Genomic DNA, 19,462 nt, shown 5'->3' on the forward strand with positions numbered 1-19,462 from the left:
CCGTGACGGCTGCGCGAGTGCTCGATGCGGCCGAACTGGCCAGAGTCCGGGCTGATTTCCCGATCCTGTCGCGGGTCATGCGCGGCGGGAACCAGCTGGCGTACCTGGACTCCGGCGCGACGTCGCAGAAGCCGTTGTGCGTGCTCGACGCCGAGCGGGAGTTCTTACTCACCTCCAACGGTGCGGTGCACCGAGGCGCCCACCAGCTGATGGAGGAGGCGACCGACGCCTACGAACAGGGCCGCGAGGACATCGCGGCGTTCGTCGGCGCCGACACCGACGAGCTGGTGTTCACCAAGAACGCCACCGAAGCCATCAACGTGGTGGCCTATGCGTTGGGGGACAGGCGGTTCGACCGGGTCGTCGGCCCGGGAGACGTCATCGTCACCACCGAGCTCGAGCATCACGCGAACCTGGTGCCCTGGCAGGAGTTGGCGCAGCGCACCGGAGCGACGCTGCGCTGGTACGGGATCACCGAAGACGGCCGCATCGACCTGGATTCGCTGCAGCTCGATGAGCGCGTGAAAATCATTGTCTTCAGCCATCATTCGAATGTCACCGGGGCCGTCGCGCCGGTCGAGGAGCTGGTGGCCCGGGCGCGTGCGGTGGGCGCACTGGTGCTGCTGGACGCCTGCCAGTCGGTACCGCACCAGCCCGTCGATCTGCACGCCCTCGACGTCGATTTCGCGGCGTTCTCCGGGCACAAGATGCTCGGACCCACCGGCATCGGCGTGCTCTACGGCAAGCGTGCCCTGCTCGACGCGATGCCTCCGGTGCTGACCGGCGGCTCGATGATCGAGACGGTCACGATGGAGGCCACCACGTTCGCGCCCGCACCGCAGCGCTTCGAGGCGGGCACCCCGATGACCTCGCAGGTCGTCGGATTGGCCGCCGCTGCACGCTATCTCGACGGGCTGGGCATGCCGGCCGTCGAGGACCACGAACGCGAGCTGGTCGCGGCTGCCTTGGCCGGGCTCTCGGAAATCGACGGCGTCCGGGTGATCGGCCCGACCACGATGGCCGACCGCGGCTCGCCGGTGTCGTTCGTGGTCGACGGCGTGCACGCCCACGATGTGGGCCAGGTGCTCGACGACGACGGGGTGGCCGTGCGGGTGGGACATCACTGCGCGTGGCCGCTGCACCGTCGGTTCGGCATCGCCGCGACGGCCCGCGCCTCGTTCGCCGTCTACAACACCGCCGAGGAAGTGGACCGGTTGGTGGCGGGCGTGCGCCGCGCCGTGGAGTTCTTCGATCCGGCGGGCAGGAGCGAAGCGACCGGGGCTCGTTCATGAGACTCGAGCAGATCTACCAGGAAGTGATCCTGGACCACTACAAGCACCCGCACCACCGCGGCCTGCGAGAGCCGTTCGCGGCGCAGGTGCATCACGTCAATCCGACGTGTGGCGACGAGGTGACGTTGCGCGTCGCCCTGTCCGACGACGGGGAGACGGTCACCGACATCTCCTACGACGGGCAAGGCTGCTCGATCAGTCAGGCCTCGACCTCGGTGTTGACCGATCAGGTGATCGGCCAGACTGTCGGGGACGCGCTCAAGACGGTGGCGGCCTTCTCGGAGATGGTGTCGTCGCGGGGCACGATCGACGGGGACGAGGACGTGCTGGGCGACGGCGTCGCATTCGCCGGTGTCGCCAAGTATCCGGCGCGAGTGAAATGCGCGCTGCTGGGGTGGACCGCTTTCAAAGCAGCGCTGGCGCAGGCGCATGGACCCGATGAGACTTTTGCGGAGGAGAACCGATGAGTGACGCACCGACCGAAGAACAGCTCGCCGACATCGAAGAGGCGATGCGTGACGTCGTCGACCCCGAACTCGGCATCAACGTCGTGGACCTCGGTTTGGTTTACGGCGTCAACGTGGAGAAGGGCGAGCAGGGCGATGTCGCGCTGATCGACATGACCCTGACCTCGGCGGCCTGCCCGCTGACCGACGTGATCGAAGACCAGTCCCGCACGGCTCTCGTCGGCGCCGGCCTGGTCAACGAGTTGCGCATCAACTGGGTGTGGAACCCGCCGTGGGGCCCGGACAAGATCACCGAGGACGGCCGCGAGCAACTGCGCGCCCTGGGCTTCACCGTCTGATCAGTCGAGCTGGCGGGCCAGGTCGACCAGGTCGGCGGCGACGACGGTCGGAATCGGCAGCGTCGGAATCACAGCATTGCCGGGCCGGGCCACGAACGCCCCGGACATCCCGGCGCTCTGTGCGCCGATCGTGTCCCAGACGTGCGCGGCCACCATCATGCATTCAGTGGGTGTAACGCCGAGGTCTGCGGCCACGTGCTCGTACAGGCGGGTGGCCGGTTTGAACATGCGGTAGGTGTCGACACTGAACTGCCGCTCGATGAAGTCACCCAGGCCGGCCCGCTCCAGCGGACTCGGCGCACGGGTGACCGGCGGTGAATTCGTCAACGTCACCAGCCGGTAGCCGCGGTCGCGTAGCTCGGCGAGACCGTCGGCGACATCGTCGTGCGCAGGCATCGAGCGCAGGGCCTCACCGACCCGCTGCCAGTCGTCGTCGGTGATGGACACTCCGTGGACGCCGCCGACCATCTGCAGGACCCCGCGGGCGAGGGTGAAGAAGTCGGTGTAGCTCCCGGCGAGGCTGGACGTCATCGAGTACAGGACCAACTGCGCGAACCACTCACGCAGCACCCGCCGGTCACCGAACAGGTCCTCGAACGTGGGCGCCAGCGCCTCGATGTCGAGCAGCGTCTCGTTGACGTCGAAGATCAGTACACGGGGACTGGGCATGGGTCTCATCATCCGCCATGCCCTCCTGATCTTGCCGTCGTCGATGCGGCTACGGCGCCACTGGGCCATGGCACCGTCCCGACCATGCATATTCGCGGATCTCAGAAGATCGAGCGAATGTTCACAGCTACGCCACATATGCATTACCGGGGATCTTCCGGAGCATTCGGAATGTGACGATTCTGGGCGTCATTCGAAATTGTCGAGAAAGCGTGCAACTCCCGTACGCGTTATGTATAACGTTTGCTGAGCACCGGGGATTCACTCACTAGCACGCTCTGAACTGCACTTAGTTACAGCTCTGTGGTTCGCTGGTTATTGCTCTCCTTTGGTTTCGCTTTGCTTCGCCTTTCGTTAACTGTCTCGGCAAGAGAAATGAGTTCGGTGATGCAATCAACGCAACGCACGGGAACGCCGGCCCTCAACGGCAAACACTTTCTCGCCGGCGGCATCGTCGCTGCCGGGCTGATGGCGGCAGGGGTGGCCGGGGCGGGCTCCGCTGGCGCAGCCCCGGACGATCCCGGTTCGGCCGCACACTCGGCGGCGGCAGCCGACTCGGGCTCAGCGGGTGTGGTGAGCAGACCGTCCCGCCTGTCTCCGCGTGGACAGGCCCGGAAATCCGAGGAACGCGAGGTGGACGCGCCCCAGCGCCGAGTCGAGCGCCCCCGCGCCGACTCGGACGAGACGACGGGGGAGGACAGCCGCCCGCAGCGCCGTGACCGCACCCCCCGCGCCCCCCGCGCCACCACCGACGAGACGGCGCGCCCGTCCGGCACGGTGACGACGTCGACCCCGGACGAGGCCCCGGACGCAGCCCCGAAAACGGACGAGGTCACCGTCGCCCCCGCGGCGCTCACGTCAGCGCGCACCTCGGCCACGACGAGCAGCGCCACCCCGGACGCGGTTCTGCTGGCCGCCGCGACCAGCACCAGGGTCACCGTCGGTTCGATGATCGTCGACTCGCTGTACTCCATGGGCATCCGCAGCCGCCGGATGGGTTCGGATTGGCTCGACATCCCGGTGTCGGCGGCCAAAGCTCAGCGGTGGCTGGCGCGCCGCCAGGACATCTACCGCGACGTGCTGAACAGCCAGCCGTCGGGTCCGCCCGTCGGTCAACCGCCCGGAACCACGCAACCGAAACTGTTGTGGGAGACGAACTTCAGCAGCCGGGAGGAAGCGCTGAAGTACTGGGGTTCACAGACCGGGCGTTGGGGCCAGTCGGCGGGCGAGAACCAGTACTACACCGACGGCAACAACATCACCGTCGACGCCGACGGGAACCTCGTCATCCAGGTCCGCCGGGAACGCACACCGGACGGGCTCGGCGCTCCCTTCAACTACACCTCGGCCCGCGTCGTGACCTACGGCAAGCAGTCGATCGGCGTCGGCACCCGCGTCGAGGCCCGTATCCAGGTGCCGCCCGACTCGGGTCTGCTGCCGGCGTTCTGGACCGTCGGCCTGGAACCCGGTCACGAGTTCGACTGGCCACGCCAGGGCGAGATCGACATCATGGAAATTCCCGGCTTCGGCACTCCCGCCTCACGGAGCACCTGGACCGGCAACATCCACGGACCCGCCAAGGGCAACAACGGCGTCGACGTGAAGATGGACAACATCGACGCCGACCTGGGCGTCGACCTGTCGGCAGGGTTCCACACCTACGGCATGGACTGGTACGCCGACCGCATCATCTGGCGGGTCGACGGTGTCGAGGTGGGCCGGGTGACGAAAGCGGAGTACGAGGCGCGGGGCGGTGACTGGACACCGTTCTCCGGCGAATGGGAGCACTACCTGATCCTCAACGTCGCCGTGGGCAACCCCTGGACCGGCGACCCCAGCGCCTCGGTGCCGATGAACGCCGAGATGAAGGTCGACTGGGTCCGCGCCTACCAACTCTGAGAAGGGGAACACAGGCCCGGCGTTCGACGTTGACGTCAACATGGCCACGAAAGACATCACCGCCGAAGAGTTCAACGCCACCATCACCGAGAACGACATCGTTCTTGTCGATTTCTGGGCGTCATGGTGCGGTCCGTGTCGCGCCTTCGCCCCGACGTTCACAGCGTCGTCGGAGAAGCACCCCGACGTCGTCTACGCCAAGGTGGACACCGAGGCCGAACAGGATCTCGCCGCGGCCGCTGACATCCGCTCGATCCCGACGTTGATGGCCTTCAAGAAGGGCAAGCTGGTGTTCAACCAGGCGGGCGCGCTGCCGCCTGCGGCGCTGGAAGACCTGATCCAGAAGGTCAAGGAATTCGACATCGACGCCGCGATGGCCGCCCAGGACGACAGCCAGGCCTGATGCCGCGGGGCCGCGCCGGATAGCCTGCTGGCGTGGCTGAGTTCGTCCTCGTCGACATCCCCCGTCCGCACGTTGCGCTGGTGACCCTGAACCGGCCGGAGCGGATGAACTCGATGGCGTTCGACGTCATGGTGCCGCTCAAAGCGGTCCTCGAGGAATTGACCCACGACAACGACGTCCGCGCCGTCGTCCTCACCGGTGCCGGCCGCGGCTTCTCGTCGGGGGCCGACCACAAATCCGCCGGGTCCGTGCCGCACGTCGACGGGCTCACGCGACCCAGCTTCGGCCTCCGGTCCATGGAGCTGCTCGACGACGTGATCCTGGGCATGCGCAAGCTGCACCAACCGGTGATCGCCGCGGTCAACGGGGCCGCGATCGGCGGCGGGCTGTGCCTGGCGCTGGCCGCCGACATCCGGGTCGCCTCGACCGAGGCGTACTTCCGCGCCGCGGGCATCAACAACGGGCTGACCGCCTCCGAGCTGGGCCTGAGCTATCTCCTGCCGCGCGCGATCGGATCGTCGCGGGCCTTCGAGATCATGCTGACCGGCCGCGACGTCAGTGCCGACGAGGCCGAGCGGATCGGCCTGGTCTCGCGGCAGGTGGCCCCGCAAGATCTCCTGGAGACCTGCTTCGACCTGGCCGAGCGCATCGCCGGGTTCTCCCGGCCCGGGACAGAACTCACCAAGCGCACCCTGTGGAGCGGGCTCGACGCCGGCTCCCTCGAAGCTCACATGCAGGCCGAGGGCCTCGGCCAGCTCTACATCCGACTGCTGACCGGTAACTTCGAGGAAGCCGTCGCGGCGCGCAAGGAGAACCGCGCGGCCGTCTTCACCGACGACAAGTAACGATTGGCGGCAGGGCCGCCGCTGCCATTAGCCTGGTAGGGCAATCGCGGCAGCGGTGTCACCCTGCTCGTCTTCAGCTGCCCATTCACATTCAGGAGTCTCAGCGTGATCACCGCAACGGACCTCGAGGTCCGCGCCGGAGCGCGCACGCTGCTCGCCATCGAAGGGTCGGCGCTGCGCGTGCAGCCGGGCGACCGGATCGGTCTGGTCGGCCGCAACGGTGCGGGCAAGACCACCACGATGCGCATCCTGGCCGGTGAAGGTGAGCCGTACGCCGGCACGATCACCCGCACCGGAGAGATCGGCTACCTGCCGCAGGACCCCAAAGAGGGTGACCTCGATCAGCTCGCCCGCGACCGCGTCCTCTCGGCGCGCGGGCTGGACACGCTGCTCTCCGACCTGGAGAAGCAGCAGGCCCTGATGGCGGAGGTGGCCGACGACAAGGCCCGCGACAAGGCCGTGCGCCGGTACGGCGAACTCGAGGAGCGCTTCGCCGCCCTGGGCGGATACGCCGCCGAGAGCGAGGCGGGCCGGATCTGCGCGAGCCTCGGTCTGCCCGACCGCGTGCTGACCCAGCCGCTGCGCACCCTCTCCGGCGGTCAGCGGCGACGCGTCGAACTCGCGCGCATCCTGTTCGCCGCGTCCGACACCGGGTCCGGCTCGGCGACGACGCTCCTGCTCGACGAACCGACCAACCACCTCGACGCCGACTCGATCACCTGGCTGCGGTCGTTCCTGCAGAACCATGCGGGCGGGCTGGTCGTGATCAGCCACGACGTCGGCCTGCTCGCCGACGTCGTCAACCGCGTGTGGTTCCTCGACGCGGTGCGCGGCGAGGCTGACGTCTACAACATGGGCTGGCAGAAGTATCTCGACGCCCGCGCGACCGACGAGCAGCGCCGCCGTCGCGAACGCGCCAACGCCGAGAAGAAGGCGAGCGCGCTGCGCGCCCAGGCCGCCAAGATGGGTGCCAAGGCGACCAAGGCCGTCGCCGCACAGAACATGCTCAAACGGGCCGACCGCATGCTGGCCGCCCTCGACGACGAACGGGTCGCCGACAAGGTGGCCCGCATCAAGTTCCCCACTCCGGCGCCGTGCGGGAAGACCCCGCTGATCGCCAAGGGCCTGACCAAGACCTACGGATCGCTGGAGATCTTCACCGGCCTGGACCTGGCCATCGACCGCGGGTCGCGCGTCGTCGTGCTCGGGCTCAACGGCGCGGGCAAGACCACGCTGTTGCGGCTGCTCGCGGGCGTGGAGAAATCCGATGCGGGCGGGTTGGAACCAGGGCACGGGCTCAAGATCGGGTACTTCGCCCAGGAGCACGACACCCTCGACAACATGGCCTCGGTGTGGGAGAACATCCGCCACGCCGCCCCCGACACCGGCGAGCAGGATCTGCGCGGCTTGCTCGGCGCGTTCATGTTCACCGGCCCGCAACTCGAACAGCCCGCCGGCACGCTGTCCGGCGGTGAGAAGACCCGGCTGGCCCTGGCCGGCCTCGTCGCCTCCACCGCCAACGTGCTCCTCCTCGACGAGCCCACCAACAACCTGGACCCGGCCTCGCGTGAGCAGGTCCTCGACGCGCTGCGCAGCTACGAGGGCTCGGTGGTGCTGGTGACCCACGATCCCGGGGCCGCCGAGGCACTGGATCCGCAGCGGGTGCTGCTCCTGCCGGACGGCACCGAGGACTTCTGGTCCGACGATTACCGAGAGCTCATCGAACTCGCCTGATCGTCAGATTCAAGCCCCCTGGGCCCGGGTATGCGATTGCCGCATAACCTTGGAGGGGCGTCGATGAAGAAGAACGTGAAAGACATCCGAGCGAACCGGGACCAACTCATCACCGAGTTGCGCACCGCCTACGAGGGGGGCGCCAGCATCCGCACACTGGTGGCCTCCACCGGTCACTCCTACGGTTCGGTGCACAGCATGCTGCGCGAAGCCGGCGCCACCATGCGCAGCCGCGGTGGCCCCAACCACCGAGGTAGGCGCTAGGACTGACCGGCCTGCTGGCGCACCGACTCCTCGACCATGTCGAGCACAGCGCTCAGCCGCTGTGGATCGTCACCGGAGGCCAGGCGCGCCACGAGACCGTCGAGCACCAACTCCAGGTAGGTGCGCAGCACCTCACCCGGCACATCGTCGCGCAGCCGGCCCGCCTGCTTCTGGCGGCGCAACCGCTCGCTGGTCGCTGCTGACAACTCGGCGGATCTCTCGGCCCAGCCGCGGCTGAACGCCGGATCGTTGCGCAGCTTGCGGGCGATCTCCAACCGCGTTGCCAACCAATCGAATTGGTCTGGCGCGGCCAACATGTCGCGCATCACCTGGATCAAACCCTCGCGCGCCGCCACCTCGGCCATCCGCTCCGCGTCCTCACGCGCCAGTTCGAAGAACAGCGTGTCCTTGTCGCGGAAGTGATGGAAGATGGCGCCGCGCGAGAGCCCGATCGTCTGCTCGAGCCGCCGCACCGTGGCACGGTCGTAGCCGTACTCGGCGAAGCACCGGCGGGCGCCGTCGAGGATCTGGCGACGGCGCGCCGCCAGATGATCGTCGGTCACCCTCGGCATCGGTTACGACTTCAGCATGTTGCGCAGCACGTACTGCAGGATGCCGCCGTTGCGGTAGTAGTCCGCCTCGCCGGGGGTGTCGATGCGCACCACGGCGTCGAATTCGACCTTCGAGCCGTCCTCCTTGGTCGCGGTGACATGAACCGTCTTGGGCGTCTTGCCGTTGTTCAGCTCCTCGATCCCCTCGATGTCGAAGGTCTCGGTGCCGTCGAGCTTGAGGCTGGCGGCGGATTCGCCCTTGGGGAACTGCAGCGGGATCACTCCCATGCCGATCAGGTTCGACCGGTGGATGCGTTCGAAGGATTCGGTGATGACCGCCCGCACACCCAGCAGCGTCGTGCCCTTGGCCGCCCAGTCACGCGACGATCCGGACCCGTACTCCTTGCCGCCCAACACAACCAGAGGGATACCGGCCTTCTGATAGTTCTGCGATGCGTCGTAGATGAAGGCCTGCGGACCGCCATCCTGGGTGAAATCGCGCGTGTAGCCGCCCGACACGTCGTCGAGGAGCTGGTTCTTGAGGCGGATGTTGGCGAAGGTGCCGCGGATCATCACCTCGTGGTTGCCGCGTCGCGAACCCAGCGAGTTGAAGTCCTTGGGCTCGACGCCGTGCTCCTCGAGGTACTGCGCCGCCGGGGTGCCCTTCTTGATGCTGCCGGCAGGGGAGATGTGGTCGGTGGTGACCGAATCACCCAGCAGCGCAAGCACTCTGGCGCCCTTGATGTCCGAGACGGGCTCGGGGTCGGCGGGCATGCCCTCGAAGTAGGGCGCCTTGCGCACGTAGGTGGAGTCCTCGTTCCACTCGAAGGTGTTGCCCTCCGGCGTGGGCAGCGAGCGCCACCGGTCGTCACCCTTGAAGACGTCGGCGTAGCTGTCGGTGAACATCTCGCGGTTGATCGAGCTCGCGATGGTCTCCTCGATCTCCTGCGGGGAGGGCCAGATGTCCTTCAAGAACACGTCATTGCCGTCATTGTCCTGGCCCAGCGGGTCCGACTCGAAGTCGAAGTCCATGGTGCCGGCCAAGCCGTAGGCGATGACCAGCGGAGGGGAGGCCAGGTAGTTCATCTTGACGTCAGGGGAGATGCGACCTTCGAAGTTGCGGTTGCCCGAGAGCACCGCCGTCACCGACAGGTCGTTGTCGTTGATCGCCGCCGAGATCTCCTCGGGCAGCGGACCAGTGTTGCCGATACAGGTCGTGCAGCCGTAGCCGCCCAGGTAGTAGCCGAGCTTCTCCAGGTAGGGCCACAGGCCCGCCTTGTTGTAGTAGTCGGTGACGACCTGCGATCCGGGAGCCATGTTGGTTTTGACCCAGGGCTTGGTCGCCAGCCCCTTCTCGACGGCTTTCTTGGCGAGCAGGGCCGCGCCGAGCATGACCGACGGGTTGGAGGTGTTGGTGCACGACGTGATGCCGGCGACCACCACGGCGCCGTGGTCGAGCACGAACTCGCCGCGCTCGTCCGAGCGGACCGTGACCGGGTTGCTCGGACGTCCTTCGGAGCCGTTGGCCGCAGACGGCCGAGCGTCCACCGCGCCGTCGTCGGCGAACGACAGCGACACCGAGTCGCTGGCGGGGAAGGACTCGTCGACAGCCTCGTCGAGCTTGGTCTCCGGCGCCGGGTGGTTTTCCTCGACGTAGTTGTGGATGTCCTTGCGGAACGCGTTCTTCGCATCGGTCAACTCGATGCGGTCCTGCGGCCGCTTCGGCCCCGAGATCGACGGCACCACCGTCGACAGGTCGAGCTCGAGGTATTCGGAGAACACCGGCTCCTTGTCGGGGTCGTGCCACATGCCCTGTTCCTTGGCGTACGCCTCGACCAGGGCGAGCTGCTCGTCGCTGCGGCCGGTCATCCGCAGGTAGCTGATGGTCTCCTCGTCGACGGGGAACATCGCTGCGGTGGAACCGAATTCGGGGCTCATGTTGCCCAGCGTGGCGCGGTTGGCCAGCGGCACCTCGGCCACACCCTTGCCGTAGAACTCGACGAACTTGCCGACGACGCCGTGCTTGCGCAGCATGTCGGTGACGGTGAGCACGACGTCGGTGGCGGTGACGCCGGGCTTGATCTCACCGGTCAGCTTGAACCCGACGACACGCGGGATGAGCATCGAGACGGGCTGGCCGAGCATGGCCGCCTCGGCCTCGATGCCGCCGACGCCCCAGCCGAGGACGCCGAGACCGTTCTCCATCGTGGTGTGCGAGTCGGTCCCCACGCAGGTGTCGGGATAGGCAACTCCGTCGCGAACCATGGTCACCCGTGCCAGGTATTCGATGTTGACCTGGTGCACGATGCCGGTGCCCGGGGGGACGACCTTGAAATCGTCGAACGCACCCTGGCCCCAGCGCAGGAACTGGTAGCGCTCGCCGTTGCGTTCGTACTCGAGTTCGACGTTGCGCTCGAAGGCGTCTGCGGTGCCGAACACGTCGAGGATCACGGAGTGGTCGATGACCATCTCGGCGGGCGAGAGCGGGTTGACCTTGTTCGGGTCGCCGCCCAGGCTCTCGACAGCCTCGCGCATGGTGGCGAGGTCGACGATGCAGGGCACGCCGGTGAAGTCCTGCATCAGCACGCGTGCGGGGGTGAACTGGATCTCGATGCTCGGCTCGGCCTCGGGGTCCCAGTTCGCGATCGCCTCGATGTGCTCCTTGGTGATGTTGGCGCCGTCCTCGGTGCGCAGGAGGTTCTCGGCGAGCACCTTGAGGCTGTAGGGAAGTTTCTCGGTGCCCGGCACCGCGTCCAGGCGGTAGATCTCGTAGCTGCTGTCCCCGACTTCGAGCGTGGCCTTGGCTCCGAACGAGTTCACGGATGAATTCTTGCTGCTCACATCAACTCCCGGCTTAGATCATCGCCGCGACGGGCTGTGTCGGCGGCGCTTGTCACCCTAACAGTACGCTTGTCCTGTATGGAATCCCAGGGCGGTGTCCAGTCTTGTCGCCCGAAGCGCGCCACGCCACCCACTGTGCTGTCCCCGGCCTCGCTCAGTTCTCTCGGGCGGTCGGCTACGGTGCTCGTGTGACCGGACCGCAGGTGATCCCGTTCCTGCCGGCGTACATCCCGCCGTCGATCGACATGGATCGTGTGCAGGCCGACGTTTCCGACGACGGCATCAGCGTGCCGCCGGCCGATCAGGCCGAGGTGCCCGCGTTGCGCGACATCATCGCCCAGGCGCAGCAGCAGGGGATCGATCTCAAGGTCGTCGTGATCGCCGAGAACCCGGCCATCGACACCCCGCTTCGCGATATCGCGACCGAGGTCGGTGCGGCTCACCCGGGTTCGACGGTGCTGGCGCTCAGTCCGTCGTTCGCCGGCACCTACAGCACGAGTTTCGATCGCACCACGCTGGAGGCGGGGCAGGACATCGCCCGGACCGGCGATCCCGTCCAGTCGACGAAGAATTTCGTGGGGGAGTTGACCACCCCGCACTTTGACTGGACTGCATTCACGATTGCGCTTGTTTTCGTGGTGCTGATCGGTGCCGTCGCGACGCGTGCGCTGCAGAAATGGAGCAAACGGTCGACCGGCTCCAGCGCAGCGTCCACCAGCAGCGATTAAGTAATTGCCGCGCGCTGCGCGAATGCAAACATCACCGTTTGATAACGGCAATTGCAATTACATTGTTGTAATTCGTGACTAAAGTTTCTTTAGCGTCAGATGTGACGTACGGTGCAATCGGTGCCTGTAGTTGCAGTTGTGCTTGATGTGACTTCTGCGCAAAGCCTGAGGAGACCTGAGTCGAATGAGACGCCCCCTTGGCGGCGCGCCCGCCACCCGGTTGTGCGCCGTATCGCTCGCGTTCGGCATGGTGCTGACGACACCGCAGCTGGCCAACGCGAAGCCCGCCGACGACCTGGCTGAGCTGGTGACCGAGGTCGCCAACGTCAACCAGAAGCTGCAGGATCTGGGCGCGTCGATCCAGAGCCAGCAGGAGAGCGTGAACAAGGCGATCCTCGACGTGCAGACGGCCCGGGAAAAGGCCACGACTGCTCAGCAGGACGTCGACGCCAGCGCGCAGAGTGTCAAGGACGCGGACGCGGCGATCACCGCCGCGCAGGACAGGTTCGACCAGTTCGCGTCAGCGATGTACGTGCACGGTCCGTCGAGCTCGTACCTGACGGCCAAGGACCCGATTGACATCCTCGGCACCGCGGCCACCGGTCAGGCTCTGTCGCTGTCCACCCAGAAGGTGATGTCCGACCTCGCGCGGGCCCGCACCGAGCAGGTGAACCGGGAGTCGACGGCGCGGCTGGCCAAGCAGCAGGCCGACGACGCGGTCAAGGCCGCCGAGACGAGCCAGCAGAGCGCCGTGGAGGCGCTGACCAACGCCCAGCAGACCTTCAAATCGCAGCAGGCCGATCTCGATCGGCTGACCGCCGAACGTGCCGATGCTCAGACGAAACTGCAAGCCGCGCAAGCACTCTCGGCGCCGACCGGACGTTCGGGCGGCGCCGCGGCGCCGGCCGCCCCGGGCGCCAAACCCGCGCCGTCGGGGGTGAACCCCGACTGGGATGCGGACCCGAGCACCGGTAACCGCAACACCGCCTGGGACATGACGCTGCCCCAGATCCCGAGCGCCTTCGTCAGCGGCGACCCGGTGCAGATCATCAACGCCGTCCTCAAGATCATCACCACCTCACTGCAGGTCACCCAGGACCTGGGTCGCAAATTCCTCCAGAGCATCGGCCTGCTGCCGACGCCGACGGGCATCACAAACGGTGCGATCCCGGTGGTGTACGGCCGGCAGGCCACCGAGTACGTCATCAAACGCGGCATGGCGCAGATGGGCGTGCCCTACTCGTGGGGTGGCGGCAACGCCTCGGGTCCCAGCCGCGGCATCGACTCCGGTGCGGGCACGGTCGGCTTCGATTGCTCGGGCCTGATGCTCTACATGTTCGCCGGTGTCGGGATCAAGCTCGACCACTACACGGGATCGCAGTACAACGCCGGCCGCAAGGTCCCCTCCTCGCAGATGCGTCGCGGCGACATGATCTTCTACGGCCCCAACGCCAGCCAGCACGTCGCGATGTACCTCGGCGACGGCCAGATGCTCGAGGCGCCCTACACCGGTTCGGTGGTCAAGATCTCGCCGGTGCGCACCAGCGGCATGACGCCGTATGTCACCCGAATGATCGAGTGGTGATCGCCCTGCGTCGCCTTCTGCTGTCGCTGACGGTCGTCATCGGGGTGCTCCTCGGCGCGGCCGCTCCCGCCGGTGCGCAACCCGAGGCCGGTCAGTGGGACCCCACGCTGCCCAAAACGCTCAGCGCGGGCGCCCCGGGCGATCCGCTGGCCATCGCCAACGCCTCGCTGGCCGCCACGGCTCAAGCCACTCAGATCACGATGGACCTCGGGCACAAGTTCCTGCAGAGCATCGGGCTGGCCCCGGCCGACCCGACGGGCGTGGCCCCGGGGCTGGTGCGCGGGCCCGCTGCCATCGAGTACGTGATCCGCCGGGGCGGCAGCCAGATGGGTGTGCCCTACTCGTGGGGTGGCGGCAAGCCCAACGGTCCCAGCCGCGGCATCGAGTCCGGCGCCAACACCGTGGGCTTCGACTGCTCCGGACTCACCCAGTTCTCCTACGCCGGGGTCGGCGTGCTGATCCCGAAGTACTCCGGCGATCAGTACGACACCGGCCGCAAGGTGCCCGTCGCGCAAGCCAAACGCGGCGACCTGCTGTTCTGGGGACCCGGTGGCAGCCAGCACGTCGCCATGTACCTCGGCGGAGGTCGGATGCTCGAGGCCTCCGGCAGCGCCGGCAAAGTCACCGTCAGCCCCGTGCGCACTTCCGGTCTGCAGCCCTATGCGGCGCGCATCATCGAATCCTGAGTAGCGGCTGAGTTAATTCGGGCGGCGTCGACGGATTCACACCCGCCTGGAATAGTTGACGGCGGGTGTTGCGCGAATTGCATTGCGCGCCGCACAAACCAGCAGGTAGTGCGCATGTGGAAGGAATGTTGATGACCTCACCGAGTGGGCCGCCGCAGGGCTCTGGAGGATTCCCCGGACAAGCCCCCGGCCCCGGCTACTCCGCGGGGGCGCACGCCGCTCCCGCCCCGTCGGCACCCGCGCAGTCCAATGGCGGCCTGCAGGGCGAGGTGCACACGCTGGAGCGGGCGATCTTCGAGGTCAAGCGCATCATCGTCGGGCAGGACCAGCTCGTCGAGCGGATGCTCGTCGGCCTGCTGGCCAAGGGGCACGTGCTCCTCGAAGGTGTGCCCGGTGTGGCGAAGACCCTCGCGGTCGAGACGTTCGCCAAGGTCGTGGGTGGCACGTTCGCGCGCATCCAGTTCACCCCCGACCTGGTGCCCACCGACATCGTCGGTACCCGCATCTATCGCGCGGGCAAGGAGGAGTTCGACATCGAGCTCGGCCCGGTCGTGGTCAACTTCCTGCTCGCGGACGAGATCAACCGTGCGCCCGCCAAGGTGCAGTCGGCGCTGCTCGAGATCATGGCCGAGCGCAAGATCTCCATCGGCGGCAAGACCTTCCCGCTGCCCAGCCCGTTCCTGGTCATGGCGACCCAGAACCCGATCGAGCAGGAGGGCGTGTACCAGCTTCCGGAAGCCCAACGCGACCGGTTCCTGTTCAAGCTCAACGTCGACTACCCCTCTCCGGAGGAGGAGCGCGAGATCATCTACCGGATGGGCGTCAAGCCCCCGGAGCCCAAGACGATCCTCAACACCGGCGACCTGCTCCGCCTGCAGGACGTCGCGGCCAACAACTTCGTCCACCACGCGCTCGTCGACTACGTCGTCCGCATCGTCACCGCGACGCGTGAACCGGAGAAGTTCGGCATGCCCGACGCCAAGGCCTGGATCGCCTACGGCGCCTCCCCGCGTGCGTCGCTGGGCATCATCGCGGCGTCGCGGGCGCTGGCCCTGGTCCGCGGCCGCGACTACGTGATCCCGCAGGACGTCGTCGAGGTGATCCCGGACGTGCTGCGGCACCGCCTCGTGCTCACCTACGACGCGCTGGCCGACGAGATCTCCTCCGAGACCGTGGTCAACCGCATCCTGCAGACGGTGGCGCTGCCCCAGGTCAATGCGATCCCGCAGCAGGGGCATGCGGTGGGGCCGGCGGTTCCGGCCGCAGCGGCCGCGGCGAACGGCCGCTGACCTGGTGGCTTCTACTGAGTCTTCTCGGTCTTCCGGCCCCGGCCCTGGCCGGACCGTCGATCTGCCGTCGTTGCAGCGCGGAGAGATCCGCGACCCGGCGCTGACGGCTGCGCTGCGCAAGCTCGAGCTCACGGTGCGCCGCAAGCTCGACGGCGTGCTGCACGGCGACCATCTGGGTCTGCTGCCCGGCCCGGGTTCCGAGCCGGGGGAGTCGCGGATCTACCAACCCGGCGACGACGTGCGCCGGATGGACTGGTCGGTGACCGCGAGGACCACCCAGCCGCACGTGCGTCAGATGATCGCCGACCGCGAGCTGGAGACGTGGCTGGTCGTCGACGTGTCGGCGAGCCTGGACTTCGGCACGACCGGATGCGAGAAGCGCGACCTCGCGGTCGCCGCGGCGGCGGCCGTGGCGTTCCTGAACAGCGGTGGCGGCAACCGGCTCGGCGCGATCATCAGCAACGGCGACACCGTGCGCCGGGTGCCCGCGCTGTCGGGGCGCATGCACGAACAAGAGTTGCTGCGCACCATCGCGACCACGCCCCGCGCGCCGGTCGGGGTGCGGGGTGACCTGGCCGCAGCCATCGACGCGCTGCGCCGCCCCGAGCGCCGCCGCGGCATGGCCGTGATCATCAGCGACTTCCTGGGGCCGATCAACTGGATGCGACCGCTGCGGGCCATCGCGGGGCGCCACGAGGTGCTCGGCATCGAGATCCTCGACCCCCGCGACGTCGAGCTCCCGCCCGTCGGAGACGTGATCCTGCAGGACGCCGAGACGGGCCGGACCCGCGAGTTCACCATCGACGAACAGCTCCGCGCCGACTTCGAGAGGGCCGCGGCGGCGCACCGCGCCGATGTGGCCCGGACGCTGCGCCGATGTGACGCGCCGCTGCTGAGTCTGCGCACCGATCGCGACTGGATCGCCGACGTGGTGAGGTTCGTCGCGAGCCGGCGCCGCGGCGCGCTCGCGGCGCGGTGAGCCCGAGCCGAGACGACCGAAAGATCCGCCTCGTATGACTCTGCCCCTGCTCGGCCCGATCTCGGTGTCGGGGTTCAAGCACCCCTGGTTCTTCCTGTTCCTGATCGCGGTCGTCGCACTCGTCGCGCTCTACCTCGTCGGCCAGCGGCGCAGGCAGCGGCGGATGCTGCGGTTCGCGAACATGGAACTGCTCGAGGCCGTGGCGCCGGCGAAGCGGCAGCGTTGGCGGCACCTGCCGGCGATCCTGCTGGTGCTCGCGCTGGTGTCGTTCACCACTGCGATGGCCGCGCCGACGCACGACGTCCGGATTCCCCGTAACCGCGCCGTGGTCATGCTGGTCATCGACGTCTCGCAGTCGATGCGCGCCACCGACGTGGCACCGAGCCGACTGCTCGCCGCTCAGGAGGCGGCCAAGCAGTTCGCCGATCAATTGACTCCCGGCATCAATCTCGGCCTCATCGCCTACGCCGGCACGGCGACGGTCCTGGTGTCGCCGAGCGTCAACCGGGAGGCCGCCAAGAGCGCCATCGACCGGCTCCAGCTCGCCGATCGGACCGCCACCGGCGAGGGCATCTTCACCGCGCTGCAGGCCATCGCCACCGTCGGTGCGGTGTTGGGTGGCGGCGACGGGCCGCCTCCGGCGCGGATCGTGCTGATGTCGGACGGCAAGGAAACCGTGCCGTCCAACCCGGACGCGCCGAAGGGTGCCTACACCGCCGCCCGTACCGCCAAGGACCAGGGCGTGCCGATCTCGACCGTCTCGTTCGGCACGCCGTACGGCTACGTCGAGATCAACGATCAGCGCCAGCCCGTGCCCGTCGACGACGAGATGCTGGCCAAGATCGGCGAGCTCTCCGGAGGTGACTCCTACACTGCGTCGACGTTGGAACAGCTCAAGGGCGTGTTCACCAATCTCCAGGAACAGATTGGCTACGAGACAGTCAAGGGAGACGCCAGCATCGGTTGGTTGCGGATCGGGGCCCTGATTCTGGCCGGTGCTGCGTTGGCGGCGCTCCTGCTGAACCGGAGGCTGCCAGGATGACGCTTCCCCTCTTGGGGCCCCTGTCACTGACGGGCTTCCAGCACCTCTGGTGGCTGGCGCTGTTCGTGATCATCGCGCTGGCTCTGGCCGGGCTGTACGTGATGCTGCAGATTTCGGCGCGCAAACGACTGCAGCGGTTCGCCAACACCGACCTGCTCGACAGCGTGTCGCCCCGGCGCCTCGGCCGGCGCCGCCACGTGGCGCCCGCGCTGATGGCGGTCGCACTGCTGGTGTTCGCGATCGCACTGGCAGGCCCCACCCAGGACGAACGAATCCCGCGGAACCGGGCAGTGGTGATGCTGGTGGTCGACGTGTCGCAGTCGATGATGGCCAACGATGTCGACCCCACCCGGTTGGCTGCCGCACAAGCGGCGTCGAAGAAATTCGTCGACGAACTGACCCCCGGCATCAACCTGGGTGTCATCTCCTACGCGGGCACCGCGACGGTGCTGGTCTCGCCGACCACCAACCGGGATGCCAGCAAGCGGGCGATCGACAGCCTGCAGGTCGCCGACCGGACCGCGACGGGGGAGGCCATCCTCACGGCGCTGACCGCCATCAACACCGTCGGCGCGGTGATCGGCGGCGGCGATGAGCCCCCGCCGGCCCACATCGTGCTGTTCTCCGACGGCAAGGAGACCGTGCCGGCGAACCCGGACAACCCGAAGGGCGCCTACACCGCGGCGCGCGCGGCCAACGACCAGGGCGTGCCGATCTCGACGATCGCGTTCGGCACCCCCAATGGTTCGGTCGAGGTCAACGGCGAGCGGGTCGACGTCCCCGTCGACGACGAGATGCTCAAGAAGATCTCCTCGCTCTCCGGCGGCGACCACTACACCGCCTCCAACCTCAACGAGCTCAACAGGGTCTACACCACGCTGCAGGAGCAAATCGGTTACGAGACCGTCCGCGGCGACGCCTCGGCAGGGTGGCTGCGGCTGGGCACCCTGCTGGCTGCTGCCGCCGCTCTGAGCGCGCTGCTGATCAACCGCAGGATGCCGCTCTGAGACCACAGCCGATTTCAAGGTCACGCCCGCCAGGCACTAGGTTGACGATCATGGCGAGCACTCGAGGAGCGAACAGGTGAGCGACACTCCCAGCCAGAACAGCCCCGAGACCGTCCGTCCCGCGTTTGTCTCCCGCTCGGTCCTCGTGACCGGCGGTAACCGTGGGATCGGGCTGGCCATCGCGCAGCGTCTCGCCGCCGACGGCCACAAGGTCGCGGTCACCCACCGCGGATCGGGTGCACCCGAGGGCCTGTTCGGCGTGGAGTGCGACGTCACCGACAGCGCGGCCGTCGACCGCGCCTTCACCGAGGTCGAGGAGCACCAGGGTCCGGTCGAGGTCCTGGTCTCCAACGCCGGCATTTCCAAGGACGCGTTCCTGATGCGGATGACCGAGGACCGGTTCACCGAGGTCATCGATGCGAATCTGACCGGAGCCTTCCGGGTGGTGCAGCGCGCGTCGCGCAGCATGCAGCGCAACCGATTCGGCCGCATCATCTTCATCGGCTCGGTGTCGGGTATGTGGGGCATCGGTAACCAGGCCAACTACGCGGCCGCCAAAGCCGGCCTGATCGGTATGGCGCGGTCGATCTCCCGAGAGCTGTCCAAGGCAGGCGTCACGGCCAACGTCGTCGCGCCCGGCTTCATCGACACCGACATGACACGCGCGCTCGACGAGCGCATCCAGAAGGGCGCCCTGGAGTTCGTTCCGGCCAAGAGGATCGGCACCGCCGCCGAGGTTGCCGGCGCCGTCAGCTTCCTGGCGTCCGAAGACGCGGGCTACATCGCCGGCGCGGTGATCCCGGTCGACGGCGGCATGGGCATGGGCCACTAAGAGAGAAAAGG

19 protein-coding genes are annotated in these 19,462 nt (G+C 67.7%); 16 read left to right on the plus strand and 3 right to left on the minus strand.

The features are described from left to right. Positions 1 to 2 precede the first annotated feature (2 nt). The 3 genes from ACZ50N_RS11720 to ACZ50N_RS11730 are packed head-to-tail and all read left to right on the plus strand — an operon-like array spanning position 3 to position 2,097. On the plus strand, positions 3 to 1,292 hold the full coding sequence (locus tag ACZ50N_RS11720; RefSeq protein ID WP_464475424.1) for a cysteine desulfurase: 1,290 nt from the start codon (positions 3 to 5) through the stop codon (positions 1,290 to 1,292). Next, positions 1,289 to 1,759, plus strand: coding sequence for a Fe-S cluster assembly sulfur transfer protein SufU (gene sufU / locus ACZ50N_RS11725; protein ID WP_048422130.1), 471 nt, complete (start codon positions 1,289 to 1,291; stop codon positions 1,757 to 1,759). The genes ACZ50N_RS11720 and sufU overlap by 4 nt, the downstream gene beginning before the upstream one ends. Further along, positions 1,756 to 2,097 carry a metal-sulfur cluster assembly factor gene (locus tag ACZ50N_RS11730; RefSeq protein WP_046361951.1) on the plus strand — a complete coding sequence of 114 codons (342 nt, stop codon included), beginning with the start codon at positions 1,756 to 1,758 and terminating at the stop codon, positions 2,095 to 2,097. Before sufU ends, ACZ50N_RS11730 begins: the two co-directional genes overlap by 4 nt. Here ACZ50N_RS11730 and ACZ50N_RS11735 read toward each other — a convergent pair whose 3' ends face one another. Next, on the minus strand, positions 2,098 to 2,766 hold the full coding sequence (locus tag ACZ50N_RS11735) for a haloacid dehalogenase type II (protein WP_464475425.1): 669 nt from the start codon (positions 2,764 to 2,766) through the stop codon (positions 2,098 to 2,100). A 387-nt stretch (positions 2,767 to 3,153) separates the two neighbouring features. On the opposite strand from ACZ50N_RS11735, the gene ACZ50N_RS11740 reads away from it, so the two are divergent. The 5 genes from ACZ50N_RS11740 (at position 3,154) to ACZ50N_RS11760 (ending at position 7,911) form a co-directional block, all read left to right on the plus strand. Further along, complete coding sequence (locus ACZ50N_RS11740; protein WP_464475426.1) at positions 3,154 to 4,665, plus strand: glycoside hydrolase family 16 protein; 1,512 nt, start codon at positions 3,154 to 3,156, stop codon at positions 4,663 to 4,665. Positions 4,666 to 4,705: 40 nt separating this feature from the next. Next, complete coding sequence (gene trxA, locus ACZ50N_RS11745; RefSeq protein ID WP_046361952.1) at positions 4,706 to 5,068, plus strand: thioredoxin; 363 nt, start codon at positions 4,706 to 4,708, stop codon at positions 5,066 to 5,068. 32 nt (positions 5,069 to 5,100) lie between these two features. Further along, entirely contained in the window at positions 5,101 to 5,913 is an 813-nt protein-coding gene (locus tag ACZ50N_RS11750) for an enoyl-CoA hydratase (RefSeq protein ID WP_048422128.1), read from the plus strand. 105 nt (positions 5,914 to 6,018) lie between these two features. Beyond that, the gene (locus tag ACZ50N_RS11755) at positions 6,019 to 7,647 is read left to right on the plus strand and encodes an ABC-F family ATP-binding cassette domain-containing protein (RefSeq protein ID WP_046361954.1); all 1,629 of its coding nucleotides are present in this window, start codon (positions 6,019 to 6,021) and stop codon (positions 7,645 to 7,647) included. 63 nt (positions 7,648 to 7,710) lie between these two features. Then, complete coding sequence (locus ACZ50N_RS11760; protein ID WP_172835575.1) at positions 7,711 to 7,911, plus strand: helix-turn-helix domain-containing protein; 201 nt, start codon at positions 7,711 to 7,713, stop codon at positions 7,909 to 7,911. Here ACZ50N_RS11760 and ACZ50N_RS11765 read toward each other — a convergent pair. Both ACZ50N_RS11765 and acnA read right to left on the minus strand, forming a co-directional pair. Continuing rightward, entirely contained in the window at positions 7,908 to 8,483 is a 576-nt protein-coding gene (locus ACZ50N_RS11765) for a TetR/AcrR family transcriptional regulator (protein WP_046361955.1), read from the minus strand. The genes ACZ50N_RS11760 and ACZ50N_RS11765 overlap by 4 nt on opposite strands. Positions 8,484 to 8,486: 3 nt before the next feature. Further along, on the minus strand, positions 8,487 to 11,303 hold the full coding sequence (gene acnA, locus ACZ50N_RS11770; RefSeq protein ID WP_046361956.1) for an aconitate hydratase AcnA: 2,817 nt from the start codon (positions 11,301 to 11,303) through the stop codon (positions 8,487 to 8,489). A 188-nt stretch (positions 11,304 to 11,491) separates the two neighbouring features. On the opposite strand from acnA, the gene ACZ50N_RS11775 reads away from it, so the two are divergent. The 8 genes from ACZ50N_RS11775 (at position 11,492) to fabG1 (ending at position 19,451) form a co-directional block, all read left to right on the plus strand. Next, a complete protein-coding gene (locus tag ACZ50N_RS11775; RefSeq protein WP_046361957.1) occupies positions 11,492 to 12,031 on the plus strand; it encodes an Rv1476 family membrane protein in 540 nt (179 codons plus the stop codon). Between the two features lie 175 nt (positions 12,032 to 12,206). Beyond that, positions 12,207 to 13,616 carry an NlpC/P60 family peptidoglycan endopeptidase RipA gene (gene ripA / locus ACZ50N_RS11780; RefSeq protein WP_423797676.1) on the plus strand — a complete coding sequence of 470 codons (1,410 nt, stop codon included), beginning with the start codon at positions 12,207 to 12,209 and terminating at the stop codon, positions 13,614 to 13,616. Next, entirely contained in the window at positions 13,616 to 14,302 is a 687-nt protein-coding gene (ripB, locus tag ACZ50N_RS11785) for an NlpC/P60 family peptidoglycan endopeptidase RipB (RefSeq protein WP_162231987.1), read from the plus strand. The genes ripA and ripB overlap by 1 nt, the downstream gene beginning before the upstream one ends. Positions 14,303 to 14,433: 131 nt before the next feature. Further along, positions 14,434 to 15,591 (plus strand): chaperone MoxR1, encoded by a 1,158-nt coding sequence (gene moxR1, locus ACZ50N_RS11790; protein ID WP_046361960.1) that lies wholly within the window; start codon positions 14,434 to 14,436, stop codon positions 15,589 to 15,591. Between the two features lie 4 nt (positions 15,592 to 15,595). After that, on the plus strand, positions 15,596 to 16,570 hold the full coding sequence (locus tag ACZ50N_RS11795; protein ID WP_082133235.1) for a DUF58 domain-containing protein: 975 nt from the start codon (positions 15,596 to 15,598) through the stop codon (positions 16,568 to 16,570). Positions 16,571 to 16,604: 34 nt separating this feature from the next. Further along, the gene (locus tag ACZ50N_RS11800) at positions 16,605 to 17,612 is read left to right on the plus strand and encodes a VWA domain-containing protein (RefSeq protein WP_464475427.1); all 1,008 of its coding nucleotides are present in this window, start codon (positions 16,605 to 16,607) and stop codon (positions 17,610 to 17,612) included. After that, the gene (locus ACZ50N_RS11805; RefSeq protein WP_073685244.1) at positions 17,609 to 18,619 is read left to right on the plus strand and encodes a VWA domain-containing protein; all 1,011 of its coding nucleotides are present in this window, start codon (positions 17,609 to 17,611) and stop codon (positions 18,617 to 18,619) included. The genes ACZ50N_RS11800 and ACZ50N_RS11805 overlap by 4 nt, the downstream gene beginning before the upstream one ends. 76 nt (positions 18,620 to 18,695) lie before the next feature. Continuing rightward, complete coding sequence (gene fabG1, locus ACZ50N_RS11810; protein WP_046361964.1) at positions 18,696 to 19,451, plus strand: 3-oxoacyl-ACP reductase FabG1; 756 nt, start codon at positions 18,696 to 18,698, stop codon at positions 19,449 to 19,451. The last annotated feature ends 11 nt before the right edge of the window (positions 19,452 to 19,462 follow it).

This window comes from Mycolicibacterium obuense (assembly GCF_055397605.1).

What these genes read in the sequence shown, in the direction of transcription:
- ACZ50N_RS11730 (WP_046361951.1), top strand. Translation starts at nt 1,756, where the DNA reads ATGAGTGACGCACCGACCGAAGAACAGCTCGCCGACATCGAAGAGGCG.
- sufU (WP_048422130.1), top strand. Translation starts at nt 1,289, where the DNA reads ATGAGACTCGAGCAGATCTACCAGGAAGTGATCCTGGACCACTACAAG.
- ACZ50N_RS11740 (WP_464475426.1), top strand. Translation starts at nt 3,154, where the DNA reads ATGCAATCAACGCAACGCACGGGAACGCCGGCCCTCAACGGCAAACAC.
- ACZ50N_RS11735 (WP_464475425.1), bottom strand. Translation starts at nt 2,766, where the DNA reads ATGCCCAGTCCCCGTGTACTGATCTTCGACGTCAACGAGACGCTGCTC.
- ACZ50N_RS11800 (WP_464475427.1), top strand. Translation starts at nt 16,605, where the DNA reads ATGACTCTGCCCCTGCTCGGCCCGATCTCGGTGTCGGGGTTCAAGCAC.
- ACZ50N_RS11760 (WP_172835575.1), top strand. Translation starts at nt 7,711, where the DNA reads ATGAAGAAGAACGTGAAAGACATCCGAGCGAACCGGGACCAACTCATC.
- moxR1 (WP_046361960.1), top strand. Translation starts at nt 14,434, where the DNA reads ATGACCTCACCGAGTGGGCCGCCGCAGGGCTCTGGAGGATTCCCCGGA.
- ACZ50N_RS11765 (WP_046361955.1), bottom strand. Translation starts at nt 8,483, where the DNA reads ATGCCGAGGGTGACCGACGATCATCTGGCGGCGCGCCGTCGCCAGATC.
- trxA (WP_046361952.1), top strand. Translation starts at nt 4,706, where the DNA reads ATGGCCACGAAAGACATCACCGCCGAAGAGTTCAACGCCACCATCACC.
- ACZ50N_RS11805 (WP_073685244.1), top strand. Translation starts at nt 17,609, where the DNA reads ATGACGCTTCCCCTCTTGGGGCCCCTGTCACTGACGGGCTTCCAGCAC.